Source organism: Ectothiorhodospira sp. BSL-9 (genome assembly GCF_001632845.1).
GTDB lineage: Bacteria > Pseudomonadota > Gammaproteobacteria > Ectothiorhodospirales > Ectothiorhodospiraceae > Ectothiorhodospira.
The window spans coordinates 34950-54423 of record NZ_CP011994.1 but is presented as its reverse complement, the minus strand read 5'-3'; the positions used below and the strand labels follow the sequence as shown (position 1 = coordinate 54423).

At 63.7% G+C, this 19474-nt stretch carries 15 protein-coding genes, 1 pseudogene and 1 riboswitch; of the genes and pseudogenes, 7 read left to right on the top strand and 9 right to left on the bottom strand.

Annotation, left to right across the window (positions count from 1 at the left end):
- Both nrdR and glyA read right to left on the bottom strand, forming a co-directional pair.
- Positions 1–471, bottom strand: coding sequence for a transcriptional regulator NrdR (gene nrdR / locus ECTOBSL9_RS00260; protein ID WP_063463377.1), 471 nt, complete (start codon positions 469–471; stop codon positions 1–3).
- A gap of 72 nt (positions 472–543) precedes the next feature.
- The gene (gene glyA / locus ECTOBSL9_RS00255; RefSeq protein ID WP_063463376.1) at positions 544–1797 is read right to left on the bottom strand and encodes a serine hydroxymethyltransferase; all 1254 of its coding nucleotides are present in this window, start codon (positions 1795–1797) and stop codon (positions 544–546) included.
- Between the two features lie 132 nt (positions 1798–1929).
- On the opposite strand from glyA, the gene ECTOBSL9_RS00250 reads away from it, so the two are divergent.
- The 4 genes from ECTOBSL9_RS00250 (at position 1930) to ECTOBSL9_RS00235 (ending at position 5387) form a co-directional block, all read left to right on the top strand.
- Positions 1930–2913, top strand: coding sequence for a TAXI family TRAP transporter solute-binding subunit (locus ECTOBSL9_RS00250; RefSeq protein WP_063463375.1), 984 nt, complete (start codon positions 1930–1932; stop codon positions 2911–2913).
- A 77-nt stretch (positions 2914–2990) separates the two neighbouring features.
- A complete protein-coding gene (gene thiL / locus ECTOBSL9_RS00245; protein WP_063463374.1) occupies positions 2991–3938 on the top strand; it encodes a thiamine-phosphate kinase in 948 nt (315 codons plus the stop codon).
- Positions 3939–3982: 44 nt separating this feature from the next.
- Positions 3983–4477 (top strand): phosphatidylglycerophosphatase A, encoded by a 495-nt coding sequence (locus ECTOBSL9_RS00240; RefSeq protein ID WP_063463373.1) that lies wholly within the window; start codon positions 3983–3985, stop codon positions 4475–4477.
- Positions 4478–4742: 265 nt separating this feature from the next.
- Positions 4743–5387 (top strand): TIGR02281 family clan AA aspartic protease, encoded by a 645-nt coding sequence (locus ECTOBSL9_RS00235; protein WP_063463372.1) that lies wholly within the window; start codon positions 4743–4745, stop codon positions 5385–5387.
- 40 nt (positions 5388–5427) lie between these two features.
- Here ECTOBSL9_RS00235 and ECTOBSL9_RS00230 read toward each other — a convergent pair whose 3' ends face one another.
- The 7 genes from ECTOBSL9_RS00230 to ECTOBSL9_RS00200 all read right to left on the bottom strand — a co-directional run bounded on the left by ECTOBSL9_RS00230 (position 5428) and on the right by ECTOBSL9_RS00200 (position 14539).
- Positions 5428–6624 carry an RNA-guided endonuclease TnpB family protein gene (locus ECTOBSL9_RS00230; RefSeq protein WP_063463371.1) on the bottom strand — a complete coding sequence of 399 codons (1197 nt, stop codon included), beginning with the start codon at positions 6622–6624 and terminating at the stop codon, positions 5428–5430.
- Complete coding sequence (locus ECTOBSL9_RS00225; protein ID WP_063463370.1) at positions 6621–7244, bottom strand: IS607 family transposase; 624 nt, start codon at positions 7242–7244, stop codon at positions 6621–6623. Before ECTOBSL9_RS00225 ends, ECTOBSL9_RS00230 begins: the two co-directional genes overlap by 4 nt.
- 101 nt (positions 7245–7345) lie before the next feature.
- Positions 7346–10456: an efflux RND transporter permease subunit gene (locus ECTOBSL9_RS00220; RefSeq protein ID WP_063463369.1), complete on the bottom strand. Its 3111-nt coding sequence runs from the start codon at positions 10454–10456 to the stop codon at positions 7346–7348.
- Between the two features lie 3 nt (positions 10457–10459).
- Positions 10460–11707: an efflux RND transporter periplasmic adaptor subunit gene (locus tag ECTOBSL9_RS00215; protein ID WP_063463368.1), complete on the bottom strand. Its 1248-nt coding sequence runs from the start codon at positions 11705–11707 to the stop codon at positions 10460–10462.
- Positions 11708–11820: 113 nt separating this feature from the next.
- Positions 11821–12618, bottom strand: a complete 798-nt coding sequence (locus ECTOBSL9_RS00210) for an ABC transporter ATP-binding protein (protein WP_063463367.1) — start codon at positions 12616–12618, stop codon at positions 11821–11823.
- A gap of 5 nt (positions 12619–12623) precedes the next feature.
- Positions 12624–13592 (bottom strand): iron ABC transporter permease, encoded by a 969-nt coding sequence (locus ECTOBSL9_RS00205; RefSeq protein WP_063463366.1) that lies wholly within the window; start codon positions 13590–13592, stop codon positions 12624–12626.
- A complete protein-coding gene (locus ECTOBSL9_RS00200) occupies positions 13589–14539 on the bottom strand; it encodes a cobalamin-binding protein (protein WP_063465917.1) in 951 nt (316 codons plus the stop codon). The genes ECTOBSL9_RS00205 and ECTOBSL9_RS00200 overlap by 4 nt, the downstream gene beginning before the upstream one ends.
- Positions 14540–14762: 223 nt before the next feature.
- Positions 14763–15017, top strand: a riboswitch (cobalamin riboswitch).
- Between the two features lie 162 nt (positions 15018–15179).
- On the opposite strand from ECTOBSL9_RS00200, the gene ECTOBSL9_RS00195 reads away from it, so the two are divergent.
- The 3 genes and pseudogenes from ECTOBSL9_RS00195 to cbiB all read left to right on the top strand — a co-directional run bounded on the left by ECTOBSL9_RS00195 (position 15180) and on the right by cbiB (position 19393).
- Positions 15180–17009, top strand: coding sequence for a TonB-dependent receptor domain-containing protein (locus tag ECTOBSL9_RS00195; protein WP_063463365.1), 1830 nt, complete (start codon positions 15180–15182; stop codon positions 17007–17009).
- Positions 17010–17122: 113 nt separating this feature from the next.
- Positions 17123–18411: pseudogene (locus ECTOBSL9_RS00190) on the top strand (cobyrinate a,c-diamide synthase).
- Between the two features lie 70 nt (positions 18412–18481).
- Positions 18482–19393 carry an adenosylcobinamide-phosphate synthase CbiB gene (cbiB, locus tag ECTOBSL9_RS00185; protein ID WP_063463364.1) on the top strand — a complete coding sequence of 304 codons (912 nt, stop codon included), beginning with the start codon at positions 18482–18484 and terminating at the stop codon, positions 19391–19393.
- Positions 19394–19474: the final 81 nt, after the last annotated feature.

Genomic DNA, 19474 nt, shown 5'->3' with positions numbered 1-19474 from the left:
TCAGTCCTGGTTGCCCTGGGGTTCCTTTTCCAGGCGTTCGACGACCTCGCGAAAGGCCTGTACATCGGCAAAACTCAGATACACCGAGGCAAAACGGATGTAAGCCACCTGGTCCAGGCCCTGCAGTTCCTCCATCACCCATTCGCCAATGCGTTGGGCCGGGAGTTCCCGCTCCCCCTGGCTCATGGCCTTGTGCTTGATCCGGGTCAGGGCTGCCTCGACCCGGTCCGTGGGCACGGGGCGTTTTTCCAATGCGTGCATCACACCGGCGCGCAGCTTGCCCTCATTGAAGGGCTCGCGACCGCCGTCCCGCTTGACCACCCGGGGCAGGTTCAACTCTGCCCCCTCAAAGGTGGTGAAGCGATCACCGCAGGCCGCGCATTCCCGACGGCGGCGCACCTGCTCGCCTTCGCCGGCCAGCCGTGAATCCACCACCCGGGTATCCGGGGCACCGCAGTAGGGACACTTCATCGGGTTACGACCTCCTCGCCCCTCACCCCAACCCCTCCCCCGCGGGGGAGAGGGGCTTGTCATGCATGAGCGTTAGCTGGCATACACCGGCAGGCGCTTGCACACATCCAGCACCTTACCCTTGACCTGCTCAATGACCGCATCGTTGTTCAGGTCGTCCAGCACGTCGCAGATCCAGCCGGCCAGTTCGCGGGATTCCTTCTCGCCAAAGCCCCGGGTGGTGATGGCCGGGGTGCCGATGCGCAGGCCACTGGTCACGAACGGGGACTGGGGATCGTTGGGCACCGCGTTCTTGTTCACGGTGATGTTGGCGCGACCCAGGGCGGCGTCCGCATCCTTGCCGGTGATGCCCTTGTCGATCAGGTCCACCAGGAACAGGTGGTTGTCGGTGCCACCGGAGACCACCTTGTAGCCGCGCTTGATCATCTCGTCGGCCATGGTGCGGGCGTTCTCGACCACTTGCTGCTGATAGCCCTTGAATTCCGGCTCCAGGGCCTCCTTGAAGGCCACGGCCTTGCCGGCGATGGCATGCATCAGCGGGCCACCCTGGGTGCCGGGGAAGACCAGGGAGTTGAGTTTTTTCTCGATCTCCGGGTTACTCTTGGCCAGGATGATGCCACCGCGCGGGCCGCGCAGGGTCTTGTGGGTGGTGGAGGTGGTCACGTCGGCGATCTGCACCGGGCTGGGGTAAACACCGCCGGCCACGAGACCGGCCACGTGGGCCATGTCCACCAGCAGGTAGGCGCCCACCTTGTCGGCGATGTCGCGGAAGCGCTGCCAGTCCACCACGCGGGAGTAGGCAGAGAAGCCGGCCACGACCATCTTGGGCTTGTGCTCCAGGGCCAGGCGTTCCACCTCGTCGTAATCGATGTAACCCTGGTCGTCGATGCCGTAGGTGATGGCGTTGTAGATCTTGCCGGAGAAGTTCACCTTGGCGCCGTGGGTAAGATGGCCGCCATGGGCCAGGCTCATGCCCAGGACGGTGTCGCCCGGGTTCAGCAGCGCCATGTAGACGGCGGCATTGGCCTGAGAGCCGGAGTGGGGCTGCACATTGGCGTAGTCGGCGCCGAAGAGTTGCTTGGCGCGATCGATGGCCAGGGTCTCGGCCACGTCGACGTACTCACAGCCGCCGTAGTACCGTTTACCCGGGTACCCTTCGGCGTACTTGTTGGTGAGCGCGGAACCCTGTGCTTCCATGATGCGTGGGCTGGCATAGTTTTCGGAGGCGATCAGTTCGATGTGCTCTTCCTGACGGCGTGTTTCGGACTGGATGGCCTGCCACAGCTCATCGTCGTATCCGGCGATACTCATGTGGATGGAAAACATTGCGAACTCCCCGCAAAAGCGGATTGATTAGACTTCGGAAAAAGGCTTGAATGTTAACGGATTTAGGCGCCAGACGCACGTAAAACCCTGAAAACAGTCACAACCTGGCCCTCACCCACTGGAGGATGAACCATGCACAAACGGTTGATGAAGAAAGGCTTTATCCTGCTCCTGGCAGGCCTGTCCACAACCCTGGCCAGCGCCCCGGTCATGGCCGATCAGCGCTTCCTCACCATCGGTACGGCGGGGGTCACGGGGGTGTATTACCCCACCGGTCAGCGTATCTGTCAGCTGGTGAATCGCGACCGCGCGGAACACGGTATCCGTTGCAACGCGGAGAGTACCGGCGGCTCCGTATTCAACCTCAATTCCATCCGTGCCGGGGAGATGGATCTGGGCGTGGTGCAGTCCGACTGGCAGCATCATGCCTGGCAGGGATCGAACCGCTTTGCCGATGCCGGCCCCGACGAGAACCTGCGGGCGGTGATGTCGTTGCACCCGGAGCCCTTCACTGTGCTGGTGCGCCAGGACAGTGATATCCAGCACTTCGAAGACATCAAGGGCAAGCGGGTGAACGTGGGCAACCCGGGCTCGGGCCAGCGCGGCACGGTGGAGCGTCTGATGGAAGCCTACGGCTGGACCATGGACGATTTCTCCCTCACCTCGGAACTGCCCTCCCGCGAGCAGGGCCAGGCCCTGTGCGACAACCGCATCGATGTGGTGCTGTTCACCGTGGGTCATCCGTCCTCCGCCATCCAGGAACCCATCGCCACCTGCAACGCCCGTCTGGTGCCGGTGAGCGGCGAAGTGGTGGATGGACTGGTCAAGGACACGCCCTATTACTTCAGCGCGACGATCCCGGCGGGCATGTATCCGGGCCAGGATGAGGATGTGGACACCTTCGGTGTGGGCGCCACCCTGGTGTCTTCCACCGCCACGTCGGAGGCGGCGGTTTATGCCCTGGTGAAGGCCGTGTTCGACAACTTCGAGACCTTCAAGGGCATGCACCCGGCCTTTGAGGTGCTGGAGAAGGAGAGCATGGTGAAGCAGGGCCTGTCGGCGCCCTTGCATGACGGGGCCAGGCGGTACTACCAGGAGGCGGGGCTGCTGGATTGAGGTGAGGTCGTTTTCTCACCCCCCTCACTCCCACCCCTCTCCCGCCAGCGGGAGAGGGGCCAAAAAGTGTCCCCATAGTGAAAGAATTCAACCTCATCCAACGCCACTTCACCCCCCCCACCACATCTGCCGACACCCTCCTGGGTGTCGGCGATGACGCGGCCATCATCCAGCCACCCCCCCATCAGACCCTCGCCATCTGCGTCGACACCCTCGTTGCCGGCGTGCACTTCCCGGAAGACACCCACCCCCGCGACATCGGCCACAAGGCCCTGGCCGTCAACCTGAGCGACCTGGCTGCCATGGCGGCCACGCCCCGGTGGGCCACCCTGGCACTCACACTGCCTGAACACGACGACACCTGGCTTACAGCCTTCGCAGAAGGCTTCCACGCCCTGGCCCGGGAACACGGCGTCGACCTCGTCGGCGGAGACACCACCCGTGGCCCACTCACCATCACCGTTCAGGCCCTGGGCTACCTGCCACCCGGCCAGGCGCTGCGCCGAGATGGTGCCCAACCCGGTGACCACATCCTGGTCACCGGCACCCTGGGCGATGCCGCCCTGGCCCTGGAACAATGGGATCATCCCCACCCCGACTCCACCCTCAGGGCCCGGCTCACCCGCCCCACGCCCCGCATCGCCGCCGGACACATCCTGCGCGGCCGGGCCCACGCCGGGATCGACATCTCCGATGGCCTGGTCCAGGATCTGGGGCATGTGCTCAAGGCATCGGGTGTGGGCGCCACCCTTCAGGCCGGCGCGCTGCCGCTCTCCGATGCCTTCCGGGGCGCCATGGGTGACACCACCCACTGGCGACTCCCCCTGGCCGGCGGCGACGACTACGAACTGCTGTTCACCCTGGCCGAAGCAGACATGGAGCCCATCTGTCAGCAGCTGGCGGAGCAGGGCTGCCCGGCCACCGTGATCGGTCGCATCGAAGCCGAACCCGGACTGCGGATACTGGGCCCCGATGGTGCACCTCTCACCCTCGAACAGGGTGGTTACTCTCATTTCGGCGACTGAGCAAAAAGGGGTCTGTCCCCATTTTTTTAACCCTGGCGAACACCATGCCCAAAAAATCCACCCAAACACCTCCCGCCCGGCAGATCCTGCGCGACCCGGTTCATTTCCTCGCCTTTGGTTTCGGCAGTGGCCTGTCCCCCAAGGCCCCCGGCACGGCCGGCACGGTGGCAGCCATCCCCATCTTCCTGCTCCTGCAGGGATTGCCCCTGTGGGCCTATCTGCTGATCACCGCGCTGGTGGTGGCCGTGGGCATCTGGCTCTGCGGCGAGAGCTCCCGGCGCCTGGGCGTGCATGATCACCCCGGCATTGTCTGGGACGAGATCGCCGGCTTCCTCATCACCATGATCGCCGCCCCGGCGGGGTGGATCTGGATCCTGGTGGGGTTTGTCCTGTTCCGTCTGTTCGACATCCTCAAGCCCTGGCCCATCGGGTGGCTGGATAAACACCTGGAAGGCGGCACCGGCATCATGCTCGATGATGTGCTGGCAGGGATCTATGCCCTGATCGTGTTGCAGGCCCTGGCGTGGTGGCTGGTCTGAGTCGATTCCTCCAAGCAAGATGTTGGCCCCTGTGGGAGCGGCCCTCGGCCGCGAATGGCGAAACCCTCGGCCTTGCCCCAGACCATAGATCGGAGTGGACCTCGGGACGACCGGGTTCCTTCCAGCGGGACGCCGTAAATACATCCCTGTAGGCTCTGCAGCCGCTTCCTGCGGCTGAAGCCCGCTTACAGGAACCCGCCCCCACGGGGGGAGGCTCGGGCGCGCTATACTCGTGGCCATGAAACTGTTCCCTTCTGCTTCTTCCATGAGCAGCCTGTTCGCGGGTCTGCTGTTTCTGTGTGCATCCTTCGCGGTGGCCGCCGTGGACATACAGGTACTGGGTGTGTTCGGTCAGCAGGCGGTGATGGAGTTTGATGGCGAACGTCGGGTGCTGCAGGTGGGGGAGGTGAGTCCCGAGGGAGTCACCCTGCGGGCGGCAGACAGCCGCAGTGGCACCGTCACTGTGGAGGTGAATGGGCGCACGACGCAGATCGGGATTGGCGGTGGCCGTGCCGGCGGTACCTTCCAGGCGCGGTCATCGGCGTCGGCGCGGGTCTATCCCAATTCTCAGGGGGTCTTGACCACTTCCGGGGCGGTGAATGGCCATGCGCTGACGTTCCTGGTGGATACCGGGGCCTCGGCAGTGGTGCTCAATGCACCCGAGGCGCGGCGGCTGGGTGTGGATTATGCTCGGGGCACACTCACTCCGGTGCAAACGGCGTCGGGGACGGAGTTTGCTTACCGGGTGACGCTGGATCGTGTGCGGGTCGGTGGGATCGAGCAGCGCAATGTCCCGGCCCTGGTGCTTCAGGGTCGCGAACCGCCCGTTGCCCTGTTGGGGATGAGTTTCCTGGGGCGGGTGGAGATGCGCAATGAAGGGAGTGCGTTGGTGCTGGAGGGGCGTTACTGAGACCGTTCTATCATACCTACCCAAACCTGCTCAGAAGCATCTAAACAGGTTCAGTGCTGATTTCCTGCTTCACAGAGGCCGGTTTCACTCCGGTCTTGCGACCTGAGCCAGCGCCTTCCTCTCCACAGGCTGACACCGTGGAACTCACGGCGTAATGGGCAAGATTTCTTGCCGCATTCACATCCCGGTCGTGGTGTACGCCACAGTCCGGGCACATCCACTGCCGCGTGGATAGTGGCATGACCTTCTGCACCGTTCCACAGACCGAACACATTTTGCTGCTGGGGAACCAGCGGTCGGCCACCACCACCTGCCCACCCCGCTGATCTGCCTTGTACGCCAGTTGCCGCCGGAACTCATGAAAGCTCATGTCGGCAATGGATCGGGCCAGATGCCGGTTCGCCATCATGCCGCGCACATTCAGATCCTCGATGCCGATGGTATGAAACCGCCGTGTCAGATCCGACGTGAGCTTGTGCAAGGCATCTTGGCGAATGTTGGCAATGCGGGCATGCAGCCGTGCCAGTTTCGCCTTGGCCTTGTTCCGGTTGCTGGAGCCTTTTTGCTTGCGCGACAGGCTGCGTGATAGCCGGCGGAGTCGCTTGAGCAAGGCGGTATGCGCCTTGGGGCCAGGGATGGCGGGTTCTCCCGTCGAGAGCGTGGCCAGTGCCAAGACCCCCAGATCCACCCCGACCGAGCCTTGGTTTTCAGCCGGTCGCCTGGGTGGGTCTTCGGTCTCCACGGTGATGCTGACAAACCAGCGGTCGGCGACGCGGGAGACCGTCGCGGACATGACTTTGCCGGTAAAGCGCAACGACTCCCGCATCCGCACCCAGCCAAGGTTGGGGATGCGGATGCGGGAGCCTTCGACGCGGAACTGGTCGTTGGTGAGGGTGAATCGGTCATGAACGCCTTTTTTGCGGAACTTCGGATACCTGGCCCGACCGGCAAAGAAGTGCTTGAAGGCTTCACCCAATTGGATGATCGCCATCTGCGGTGCCGTTTTGGTGACCTCCAGCATCCAGGGAAACTGCTCGCGCTTGACGGCGTTCAACTGGCGACGAAGCGCCGCCTGCGAGGGTTTGGGCAGACTGTTGTCCTGCTTCCAGGCCGCGTACTGGCACTGCCATTCGGCCAACGCCCAGTTGTAGGCAAAACGTGCCGTGCCTGCCGCGCGGGCAAAATAGGTCGCCTGCCTGTTGTTGGGCGCAAGCGCAATCCTGTGGGCACGGATCATGTCGCGTCCTCCACGGCCTTCTTCACGCCGTCCAGCAGCTTCTGGTTCTTGCGCGAGCGGCTGCCGTAGAGTCGGGCGCTGAACACGGTGATGATCTCCAGCACATCTTTCGCCAGGTCTTCCTCAAAGGTCGTATCTTCACCCTGGTTGAGAATCACCACCTCGACCTCCCTGGCTTCGCAGAGGGCAAAGACCAACTCGGCCCCGAAGCGCAAAAGCCGATCCTTGTGGGTGATCACCAGTCGCCCGACTTCCCCATCGATGATGGCATCAAGCAGTCGCTTCAAACCTTTCTTGTGATAGTTCATCCCTGAACCAAGGTCGGAAATCAACTCGAACGTCCATCCCTGCTGAGCGCAGTAAAGTTCCAGCACCTGTTTCTGCCGCTCCAGATCCTCCTTCTGATCATGGCTGGACACGCGAGCATAGGCCACGGTGCGCCGCCCTGTGTCTTCCTCGGCACGGAACATCTCGGGCCGGAGTTTCGCCAGGTCGTAACGGCGATGGCCGCCCGCTGTGTGCTCAGGCACCAATCGACCCGATGCCTCCCAGCGGCGCAGTGTCGTAATGGACACGCCCAGCGCCTTGGCAGCCTCGCCGATGCTTACCAATCTTTTCATATTGGAAAGCATAGATAAGTTATGAGTAGGTTTCAAGTGAACTGCTCGAGCCCCTCACCCCAACCCCTCTCCCCGGAGGGGAGAGGGGCTCAAAGCTGCAATCAAGCTGTCTGCGCCCGACCCCACCGGCCCGCCAGCCGCTCATGAATCGCCAGCAACGCCGGGATGACCACCAGCACCAGCACCGTCGCAAACGCCAGGCCGAAGACGATGGACACCGCCATGGGCACCAGGAACTGGGCCTGAACGGAGCGCTCGAACAGCAGCGGCATCAGGCCGGCGATGGTGGTGAACGAGGTGAGTACCACGGCGCGCAAGCGCTGGCAGGAGGCCTCGATGATGGCTTCATCCTGTGCCAGCCCCTCGCCACGCAATGATTGATAGAAACTCACCAGGATGATGGAGTTGTTCACCACGATGCCCGTCAGGCCGAACAGGCCGAACAGGGACAGGATGGTCAACTCCATGCCCAGCACCCAGTGCCCCACCAGGGCGCCCAGCAGGCCGAAGGGGATGATGGCCATCACCACCAGGGGCCAGCCATAGGAGCCGAACACCCAGGCCAGGGTCAGGTAGATCAGGGCCAGGGCGAAGATCAGGCCGGTGCGCATGTCTCCCAGGGTGTCCGCCTGATCGGCGGCGCGCCCCTCGAAGGACCACTCCACCCCATAACGCTGGGTGAGTTCGGGCAGCACGTCTTCGGCCAGCTGTTCACGGATGCGTCCGGCATTGTTCACCGAACGATCCACCTCGGCGGAGACGGCAATGGCCAGGCGGGTTTCGGCACGGCGCAGGGTCTCGAAGCCCTGGCGGGGGCTCAACTGCGCCACGGTGTCCAGGGGGGCCATGCCCCCATCGGGCAGGATGACCGCGAAACGATCCAGGGTGACCGTGTGATGCCGTTCATTATCCGGTAACAGCACCCGCACCTCGATCTCCTCCAGGCCCTCCTGGTAGATCTGGGCCAGGTGGCCATCGAAGGCTGCCCGCAACTGCTGTCCGAGAGATTCCGTGGTCAGGCCCTGGGCCAGGCCCTCCGGGGTGAGCTGGTAGATGAGCTGTTCACGCCCGAAGGGCATGTTGTCCTCCACCGCGAACACGCCCGGGAAGTCGTTGAGGGTTTCTGCCAGGTCCAGGCCTGCAGCCTTCACCCGGTCGGGATCATCCCCTGTCAGCCGAATATCCACGTCCCGCCCCGGTGGCCCCGCCTGCCGCTCGGTGACACTGAACATCTCCATGCCCGCCGGTTCGCGGATACGGGACTGCCATTCCCGAATGAACTGGGTGTTGCGCACCTGGCGCTGGTCGGGTGAGATGAGTTCCACGAGGATGGAGCCGAATTGGTCGCCGGACGGTGCCTGATCGGCCCCGCCGCCTTCCACTCCCTTGCCCGCGCGGACCACCACGTTGCGCACCAGATCGCCGCCCAGGGCCTCCTCCGTGGCGTACAGCTCTTCTTCCAGGTGCTTGAGGAAACCGTCCACCCGTTGTGGCGGGGTGCCTGCCACGAAATGGGCCGAGGCGTTGATCACCGTACCCTCGGGGGAGGGAAAGAAGGTGAACCCCAGCCGACCGCCGGCCAGCAGGCCCACCGCCAGGATGAGCACTGCCACGCCGCCGGCCAGGGTGAGGCCCGCATTGTTCACGGAGCCGGTGACCAGTCGCCGGAACGGGCCCTCGCGGAAGGCCTCAAAGCGTTGATCGAAGCCTGCCCGGAAGGAACCTGGACGCGGTGGCTGAACCTTCTCCAGGCTGTTCTTCAGGTGGTAGGGCAGCACCAGGAAGCTGATCAGCAGGGTGGCCAGGATCACGCAGATCACCACCAGCGGGATGTCGAACAGGATGTTGCCGATGATGCCGCCGATGAGCATCAGCGGCAGGAAGGCTGCCACCGTGGTCAGCGAGGCGGAGATCACCGGGGCCAGCATGCGCCTGGCGCCGCGTTCGGCGGCCTGCTCGGCCTTCATGCCCCGCTGATACTGGGTGTAGGCGTGTTCGCTGACGACGATGGCATTGTCGACGATGATCCCCAGGGACATGATGAAGCCGAACAGGGAGATCATGTTGATGCTGCCGCCCAGGGCCCACAGGGCCAGGAAGGCAGCCGTGAAGGACACGGGGATGCTCAGGGCCACGCGCAGCGCCAGGCGGCCATTGAGGAACAGGAAGAGGATGCCCAGCACCAGCAGCAGGCCGCCGGCCCCGTTCTTGAGGAGCAGCCCGATGCGTTCCACCAGGGGCTCGTAAAACTGATCGTAAATGTGGATGTCCACGCCGGGCGGCAGGGTGGGCTCCACCTCTTCCAGCCAATCCAGCAGCACCGACGAGGCACCCAGGGCATCGTCCTGCTCGGTACGTTGCAGGGCCAGTTCCACGGCGGGTTTGCCTTGATAGCGGATGAAGGTCTGGTTGTCCCGGGGGCGGCGCTCGATCTCGGCCACGTCGCCCAGCAGGATCAGCCCGCCCTCGGTCTCGGAACGCAAGGGCAGGCGCGCGAAATCCATGGCCTCGCGGCCCTGTTCCAGGCTGCGCAGTTGTCGGGCCGTGTCGTCACGACCCACGATGCCGGCGGGCAGGTCCCGGGAGAGGGCATCCACGCGCTCACCCACCTGGTTCAGGGACATGCCCAGATCCAGTAGCTGAGCGGTAGGCACCTGGATGGCCATCTGCTCCTCGGGCAGGCCGGTGAACTCCACCCGGGCGATCCCTGCATCCAGTAGTTGGCGCTCCAGGTCCCGCACCAGCGGCCGCAGTTCCCGCAGGTCATCGGGGCCGGTGATCAGCAGTCGGGCGATGGGCTCATAGCGGATCACCCGGGTCACCACCGGGGTTTCGGCGGCGTCTGGCAGGTTACGTTGCTGGGCCACCCGGTCCTTGACCTGGTCCGTGGCCAGGGTCATGTCGGTGCCCGACTCGAACTCCAGGGTGATGGCGGCGACACCCAGGGATGAGGTGGAGGTGAGGTTGCGCAGGCCGTCCACGGTACGCAGTTCCTGCTCCAGGGGGATGGTGATGCCCTGTTGCACGTCCTCGGCGCTGGCACCGGTCCAGGTGACCTGAACGGTGACGAAGTCCAGGGCAAAGGTGGGGAAGAACTGGGTATTGAGCTTGAGCAGGGCCCAGGACCCGGACAGCAGCATCAGCACCACCAGCAGATTGGCGGCCACGGGATGACGCAGGAAGAAACCGATCACACCTCGGGAACGGGTCATGGATTACTCGCCCCCGACGCTGACGCGCAGCCCGTCCATGGCATTGGGCAGGCGGGTGACGATGATTCGGTCGCCGGTGGACAGTTCAGGGCTGGCCACCAGCACTCTTTCACGACCGGAGGCGTCGGTCCATTCGCCAATGCGCTCCACGCCGATACGGCGCATGCGGTCCTCCTCCAGGCGATAGATGCGGTCCAGGCCGTACAGGGCCTCGAAGGGCAGGGCGACCACGTCCGTTTGCGCCGGCAGTGAGAGGCGCACGGTCATGAAGCGGCCCATGGGGATTTCACCTGCGCCGGAGCCAACCCGGAAGATGCCTTCCACGCCTGCACCACCTGCGGGGCTCTCGCCGGCGAGTCGCACGAGGGTGAGGGAGACTTCCAGACCATCCACCAGACCCAAGGCTTCGGGCGCGTCGTGCGCCTCGAGCGCCGCCCGCACGCGCGGCATGTAGGTGGCGGGAATGCGGGCGCGCACCTCCAGGGCCTCCAGGTCATACAGTGCAACGAGGGCATCCCCCACGCGCACCCGGTCTCCCGGCGCTACCTGCACCTGGGAGATGCGTGCATCGAAGGGGGCGGTGATGCGGCTGCGCTCCAGATCCAGCCTGGCCTGTTCCAGCAATGACTCGGCGCGGCGTGCGCGGGCCTTGATTTGCTCCTGCTGGGCTTCGAAGTCCTCCACCGCCAGTCGACGGTTGGCCACGGCCAGGGCCTGTTGCTCCAGGGTGCGCTGGGCATCCTCCACAGCGGTGGGGGAACCCACGTTGCGTCGTTGCAGGTCCTCGGCGCGCTCCACGGAGCGTCGGGCCAGTGTCAGCAGGGTCTGTTCCCGCTCCAGGGCTTCCTGGTCCCGTGCATGACTGCGCTCCAGGGCGCGCAACTGGGCCTGCAGATCATCCAGGTCGGCCTGCCGCTGGTCCACCAGCAGGCTCAGTTCGCGTCTGTCCAGTTCCACCAGGGTGTCGCCGGCCTCAACCCGCCGCCCTTCCTCGGCGGGCACCTGGGCCACGTCGGCCTCCACGGCAGCCCGGAGGCTGGCGGCCCTTGGCGAGGTGACGTGGCCGTACAGGGTGAGTTGTGGCGAGAGGGTCTGCAGTTCGATTTCCTGCACGTCCACACGCCAGGCCCGCTCAGCCACCTCCCGGGGGGGCTGCTCCGGGCGGGTGATCATGAGCAGGATGAAGCCCAGGATACCCAGGGCAAGGAGGATGAGGGGCAGGAAGCGGCGAACCGGTTGGGGTAGATTCATTGCGGGTGAGGGAATCCTTGTTGGGCGTGCGACCGGATCCGGCGTGGCCGCTGTGAAGTTAGATTCATTCTACTAATGCAGGTGATCACTACGCCAATGAAAACATCAAATCCCTAGCGCCCCAGCGGCAGGAAGACCGGCATGCCATCCACTTCACCGACAGCCAGGGGCTGGCCGTACAACTTCTCCAGCGCCTTTGGCACCAGCATGTCCCGGGTGGTTCCCCAGCAGGCCTCACCGGTGGGGTACATGAGCAGCAGATGATCGCAGTAGCGGGCGGCCAGGTTGACGTCATGCATGGTGAGGATCGCCCCGCGCCCCTGGGTCACCATCCCGCGGACGATATCCAGTACCTCTACCTGGTGATGCAGGTCCAGGTGATTGGTGGGTTCATCCAGCAGAAACACCTGGGGGTCCTGAGTGAGCGCGGTGGCAATGGCCAGTCGCTGTCGCTCGCCGCCGGACAGCGTGGCGATGGGGCGTTCCTCCATGCCGGTGAGGTCAACCCGGGCCAGGGCCGCCTGTGCCGCGGCGTAGTCTTCTGCCGATTCCAGTTCCCAGGCGCGTAGATAGGGGTGACGGCCGATCAGGGCGGTTTCCAGCACCGAGGCGGGGAAACCATCCTGGCGATCCTGAAAGACCATTCCCAGATGCCGGGCGATCTGGCGCCGAGGCAGTTGATGAATGAATTTTCCATCGAGACGCAGGCTACCGCGCCGGGCCGGGCGCAGTCCGGCCAGGGTATGCAGCAGCGTGCTCTTGCCCACCCCGTTGGGGCCTAGCACACCCCAGCATTCTCCGGCGCGCACACCCAGGTTGAGAGGCGCGCTGTCGGGGCGACCGGGGATGTCGACGATGAGATCGACCAGTTCCAGCAGGGGAGGGGAGGATGATGGGGGGACGGATTCCATGGGCGTTACCTGCTTCGATGCAGCAAATACAGGAACACCGGCACCCCCAGCATTGCCGTGATCACCCCCACCGGCAACTGCTGTGGTGCGATGATCGTGCGCGCCAGGGTGTCCGCCAGGGTGAGCAGGATGCCCCCCGCCAGGGCCGAGGCCGGCAGGATGATGCGCTGGTCGTTGCCCAGCACCAGACGCAGCATATGAGGCACCACCAGGCCCACAAAGCCGATGCTGCCCGCCACCGTCACGGCGGTTGCGGTCACCAAGGCGGCAACAATGTAGATGGTCCACTCCAGTGGCCGCACCGCCACTCCCAGCGCTGCGGCCTGCATGGGCCCTCGGGCCAGCACGTTGAGGCTGCGCCCCAGGGGCATGGCGGCCAGCACCACCAGTACCAGCACGGTCCAGGCGGGCCAGATGCTGTGGGCGTGGGACAGGTCACCCATTAACCAGTACAGCATTCCAGGGAGTTCCTCCGTGGGGCTGACCGCCAGCATGAAACTGATGAAGGCTCCCCAGCCGGCTGCCACCACCACGCCGGTGAGCAGCAGGCGGGTGGGCGTCCAGCTACCGGTGCCATGGGCCAGGCCGAAGACGATCAGGGTGGAGATCATGGCGCCGATAAAGGCCGATCCGGAGACCACCACGGTGCCCAGGCCCGCCAGCATGGCCAGCAGGGCGCCCACCGCCGCCCCGCCCGACAGGCCCAGTACGTAGGGGTCGGCCAGTGGGTTGCGCAACAGCACCTGCATCAAGGCGCCGGCCACTGCCAGCAGTCCACCCGTGGCAAAGGCGGCCAGGGTACGGGGCAGGCGCAACTCCAGGATCAGGGTGCGATGCAGGGGCTCGCCGCCGCCGGTGAGTACCGCCAGGGTCTCGGCAGGGGTGAGCGGCACGCTGCCCACGGCCACGGCCGTCATCACGGCGGCCAGCGAGCCACCCAGCAGGATGGCCAGGATGAACGCCAGGCGCGTCACTCATCGCCCTCCGGGCGACGTTCGCGGGCGGTTTCCAGAAAATCGCAGATCATCCGGGTGCCTTCCAGGATGCGCGGCGTGGGGCGCTGGATCAGGGACGGGGGGATGAAAAAGAGATTATCCCGCTGCACGGCGGTCATGTCGGACCAGCGGCGCCAGTCTTCCACCCATTGTGGGTTGTCCTCGCCCATGCCGCCGCCGATGATGGTTTCGGGATTGGCGGCGAGGACGACCTCGCGATCCAGGCGCGGCACCTGGGTATCCAGGTGGCCGAAGATGTTCTCGCCGCCGCAGAGGCGGATGGCCTGGGAAATGAGGTGTTCATCGTTGAGGCTCATCAGGGGGCGATCCCATACCTGGTAGAAGACGCTCACAGGGGGCTGCTCGCCGTATCGCTCTTCAAGTTCGGCCAGGGTGTGGCGTACGTGGGTTCCCGCTTCTTGACCGCCACTGGCGTGACCCGTGAGGTGTCCCAGGCGTTCCAGGCCGGAGGCCAGTTGTTCGAAGGTTTGCGGGTTGCTGAAGTAGAGGGGATAGCCCAGGGCTTCCAGGCGTTCCAGTTGTGCCCGCACGTTGCCGCTCTCCCAGGCCACCACCAGGTCCGGTTGCAGGGCGAGGATGGATTCCAGGTCCAGTTGCTTGTAGCTGCCCACCCGGGGGATGTCTTCGGCGGCTTCGGGGTAATCGCTGTAGTTGACGGCCCCAACGATCTGGTCGCCGGCGCCCAGGGCAAACAGGTTTTCGGTGATGTGCGGGGCCAGGCTGATGATGCGTTTGGCAGGCGCCTCAAGGCGCACCTCACGGCCCTTGTCGTCGGTGACCGTCACGGGCTCTGCGCCAGCGTTCGTGGTTACTGAGGCGGTGACAAGGAGGACGCAAACGGCGGCGATATGTGCCCATTTGTCGTGAAATGGCGGGGTATGGCTTATGCGGTGAGGGTGTCTCATGGTGTTGGGGTCGGGCGCTTGAAAGGAGGGCATCATAACAGCGATGCGGGTGCTGGCCACCTGCATGATCCTCCGGGCCCATCGGTATCCAACCCTGCCAGCACCCACTTCCCGTGGGAGCGGCCCTTGGCCGCGAATGGGCGCGCCTCAGGCGCATGGATGTCCATCTGCCCTGACAGTAATCCCTGCGGCTCACATTGGAATATCCACAATCGTTTGCGTATGATACCGCCTCGCTTCAGGTGCCAGACGATTGACATCCGTCTGGTGAAACGGGAAGCCGGTATGTCTGCCAGATTCTGCAGACCAGTCCGGCGCTGCCCCCGCAACGGTAGGCGAGACGAGGGTTTCTGCATGTCACCGCAGCAACCCCGGCAAGGCGTGAAGCCACTGCGCGCAAGCGTGGGAAGGTGCCTTGACCCGGTCAAAGATGACCCGTCCGCGAGCCCGGAGACCGGCCTGATGCGTTTACGCGGCATTGCGGAGGGCTTTGCGCGGCTCGTCTTCTCGGGTCTCATTCCGGTGGATCTGGCTTTCCGGTGCGCCACGCACCGATGGGCCTGATCGATCCGCTGCTCTCCTCGTGCCGCATCCTGGCCCATGACAGGTGCGCGGGCGGCGCACCGGAGAGTACACACACATGCAAACCCGATCCTTCCTGCCGGCAGCCGTTCTGCTGGCCATCCCTTCCCTTGTCAGCGCCCAGGAACAGGTGGCCCAACTGGACCCCATCCTGGTCACCCCCACCCGCACAGCCCAAACCACCGACCAGACCCTGGCCTCCGTCACCGTGATCGACCGCGAGGAGATCGAGCGGCTGCAGCCGAAGGAGTTTGCCGATCTGCTGAAAGGAAGGGCTGGTATCGGATTGAGCCAGAATGGACCTTTTGGAAAAAACACTAGTCTGTTTATGCGTGGCACTGAATCTGATCACACTCTGTTGCTTGTAGACGGAGTCCGGCTGGGTTCGGCAACCACTGGACAGGCTGCTTGGCAATTTCTCTCCCCTTCAGAAATTGAACGCATTGAGATTGTGAGGGGCCCCCGAACCAGTTTGTATGGAGCTGATGCGATTGGTGGTGTTATCCAGATCTTCACGCGTGATGGCCAAGGTCCGGCACGGGTGCGAGCGCGGTTAGGTGTAGGATCTTTTGGTAGCGCGGAACTGGGATTTGGCGTCGGTGGCTCAAATGAAACCACTCGTTACGATCTTTCCGCTGGTTACTTTCAGACCGACGGGATCAATGTGCGGGACGATATCGGTAATAGCGATCGAGATGGTTATGATAATTTTACAATTTCAGGGAGTGTGATACATCAATTAACCGATGATACCGAGGTCTTTGCGAGACTCTTACATTCCCAAGGCGAAACAGATTATGATCGGGGCTCTCCTGCTAGAGACTGGTCTGAATTCGCTCAGTATGTTTCTCAGGTGGGGATGCGTAGCCAAGTAAATGAAGCTTGGTTTACCCAGTTTAGTGTGGGCTATAGCCGAGATGATGGAAAGAACTATGAAGATGGGCTTTTTTCATCCCGCTTCGATACTGAGCGCTATCAATTGGGCTGGCAGAATGATCTGGCGCTCGGTACATCCTTGCTGACCCTGGGGATTGATTTCCTTCAAGATCGGGTTACTGGAACCGGAGATTTCGACAGAAGCAGCCGAGATAATTGGGGTGGATATATACAAATGCAAACGGATCTGGGTAGGCATTCTGTGTCCGGAAGTTTGCGTCTTGACGATAACGAAGCGTTCGATTCTGAGACTACGGGACAGATCGCTTGGGGTTATCAGTTCACTGAGGAGGTGCGCTCTTGGGTCAGCTTTGGGACCGCCTTCAAGGCTCCAACATTCAACGAGTTGTATTTTCCGTTTACGGTATATCAAGGTGGTTTCAGTTATTCCGGCAATTCAGAGCTTGAGCCAGAGAAGTCAGAAACCTACGAAGTTGGTCTTCGGTATGATGCGGGGCCACGCTTCTTGTCCGCGACCTTGTTTGAGAGTCAAATCGATAATTTGATTATCAACACGGGTTTTGACCCCATGCGTCCAGAGAATGTCCGAGAAGCCCGGATTCGGGGCTTGGAGTTGGAGGGTGGTTTGCGTCAAGGAGGCTGGATGGCGAGTGCCGCCTACACTCATTTGCAGCCCGAGGATCGGGACAGCGGCACCCAGTTACAACGCCGTTCTCGTAATACGCTCCGTTTAGATGTTGATCGTGAATTATCAGTCTTTACTGTAGGCGGTACGCTGTTGGTTGAAGGTGGCCGCTACGATCAGCAAGGTGAGCAGAATCGCGTAGGTGGTTATGAGGTACTGGGTCTCCGGGCATCTTATGCCATGACTGAAGAATGGACCTTGCGTGCAAAGGTGGATAATGTCTTTGACCGGGAGTACGAAGTAGTTCGCGACTACAACCAACCCGGCCGCGCCTTCTTCGTCACGTTAAACTACCAGCAACAGTGACCTCCGCCGCCCCTCATCCCCGGCCCTTCTCCCCCGAGGGGAGAAGGGAGTTGGTGGAGTTTCCCCTCAAGGGGTTGGGGTGAGGGTGACGATGTGAATCCACGAGGCCGACCATGACCACTCACCATTGCCCAGCCCTGCTCATCACCGCCACCGCCTCCGGTCAGGGCAAGACCACGGTGACGGCGGCGCTGGCGCGCTACCATCGCAACCAGGGGCGGCGGGTGCGGGTGTTCAAGGCGGGGCCGGACTTTCTCGACCCGATGATCCATCAGCAGGCCAGCGGGCACCCCGTGCACACCCTGGACATGTGGATGACCGGGGAGGAGGATGCCCGGCAACGTCTGTATGAGGCGGCGGGCGAGTCGGATCTGATCCTGGTGGAGGGGGTGATGGGCCTGTTCGATGGGCGACCTTCCAGCGCCGACATCGCCGCCCGGTTCGGCATTCCGGTGATGCCGGCCATCAATGGGGCTGCCATGGCCCAGACCTTCGGCGCCCTGGCCCATGGTCTGTCCACCTTTCGCGCCGATGTGCCCTTTGCCGGCGTGCTGGCCAATCGCGTCAGCGGGGAGCGGCATTACGGCATGCTCATGGAGCGACTTCCCTCGAATCTCACCGCCTTTGGCTATCTGCCCAAGTCCGCCGATGCGGCCCTGCCCAGTCGGCATCTGGGCCTGGTGCAGGCCGAGGAGATCGCCGACCTGGATCAGCGACTGGAAGCCGCGGCAGCGCAGCTGGTGTGGAAGCCGGATGGCCTGCCGCCGCCGGTGGCCTTTGAGCCTGGTTCGGCCACCCCGCCGCCCCGGTCTCTGGAGGGACGACGCATTGCCATCGCCCGGGATCAGGCCTTTGCCTTCATCTACCCCGCCAATCTGGAGTTGCTGGAGCAGATGGGAGCCAGTCTGCAGTTCTTCTCCCCCGTGGCCGGGGAGAGGTTGCCCAAGGCGGATGCGGTGTACCTGCCCGGGGGTTACCCGGAGCTGCACATGGAGGCCCTGGCGGCCAATGTGGGGCTGAAGCAGGATCTGGCCGCCCACGTGCAAGCTGGGCGACCGTTGCTGGCGGAATGTGGTGGCATGCTCTACTTGCTGGATCGGTTGGAGGACAAGGAGGGGCAGGGCGCGGACATGGCCGGCCTGCTGACAGGCACTGCACGAATGCAGGGAAGACTGGCATCCCTGGGGCCCCAGGAGGTGACCTTGCCGGAGGGTGTGCTGCGAGGGCACACCTTCCATCACTCGGCCATGGAATCGCCCTTGACGCCTTTGACGCGGTCGCGATGCCCCAATGGTCGGGCGACGTCAGAGCCGGTATATCGGGTGGGGGGGTGACGGCGACGTATGTGCATGTTTATTTCCCGTCCAATCCGCAGGCGGTGGGGAGGTTGTTGAGAGGATGATGCATTTCAGGCTCCTTGCCGCACCCTGCTCTCGATGGCCGTTAGAGGTTGATGGGATAATGAACCACACATGCTGACATTCACCCTCATCGTCGCAGCCCTGCTGCTGGACCGCTGGCTCGGCGAGCCCCGGCGGTGGCATCCGCTGGTGGGTTTCGGGGCGCTGATCGACGCGGCGGAGCGCTGTTGCTACGCCGATGATTGGCGCCGAGGTGCCTGGCTGGTGGCGGGGCTGTTGATCCCGCTGGTACTGTTCAGCGCCTGGTTGACCGCGCCCGCCTGGGGCTGGGCGGTGGAACTCATCCTGTTGTATCTGGCCATCGGCTGGCGCAGCCTGGGAGAGCATGGGCGTGGCATCGGTGCCGCCCTGATGCAAGGGGATCTGCCCCAGGCCCGTGAGCGGGTGGCCTTTCTGGTGAGCAGGGACACCCAGAACATTGATGAGACGGAGATCAGCAAGGCCACTGTGGAGTCAGTGCTGGAAAACGGCAACGATGCCGTGTTCGCCCCCATCTTCTGGTTTGTGGTGGCAGGCGCCCCCGGGGTGGTGGCCTATCGGCTGGTGAACACCCTGGATGCCATGTGGGGTTACCGGAATGACCGCTACCGGCATTTTGGCTGGGCGGCGGCACGGCTGGACGATGTGCTCAATTACATCCCGGCGCGACTCACGGCCCTGGCGTATGCCCTGGCCGCGGGTGGGCTCGACGGAACGCGCCGGGCCTTCCGTTGTTGGCGCCGTCAGGGAACGGTGTGGAAAAGCCCGAATGCCGGCCCGGTGATGGCGGCTGGGGCGGGGGCGCTGGGCGTGCGTCTGGGTGGGGCGGCCATCTACCATGGGCGCAGCGAGGAGCGCCCGGATCTGGGCGAAGGTGCCGATGCCCAGGGCGTGGATATTGATCGGGCACTGGGCCTGATGCGCCGGGCCATGTGGATCTGGCTGGTGGTGTTGGGAATCGGTGCCCTGATCATCATGATGTGATGAGGCCAGATGATTGCCCCGCCAACCCCCGTGGGAGCGGCCCTCGGCCGCGAATGGCTTTTCGAAAAAGACTCCGGACTG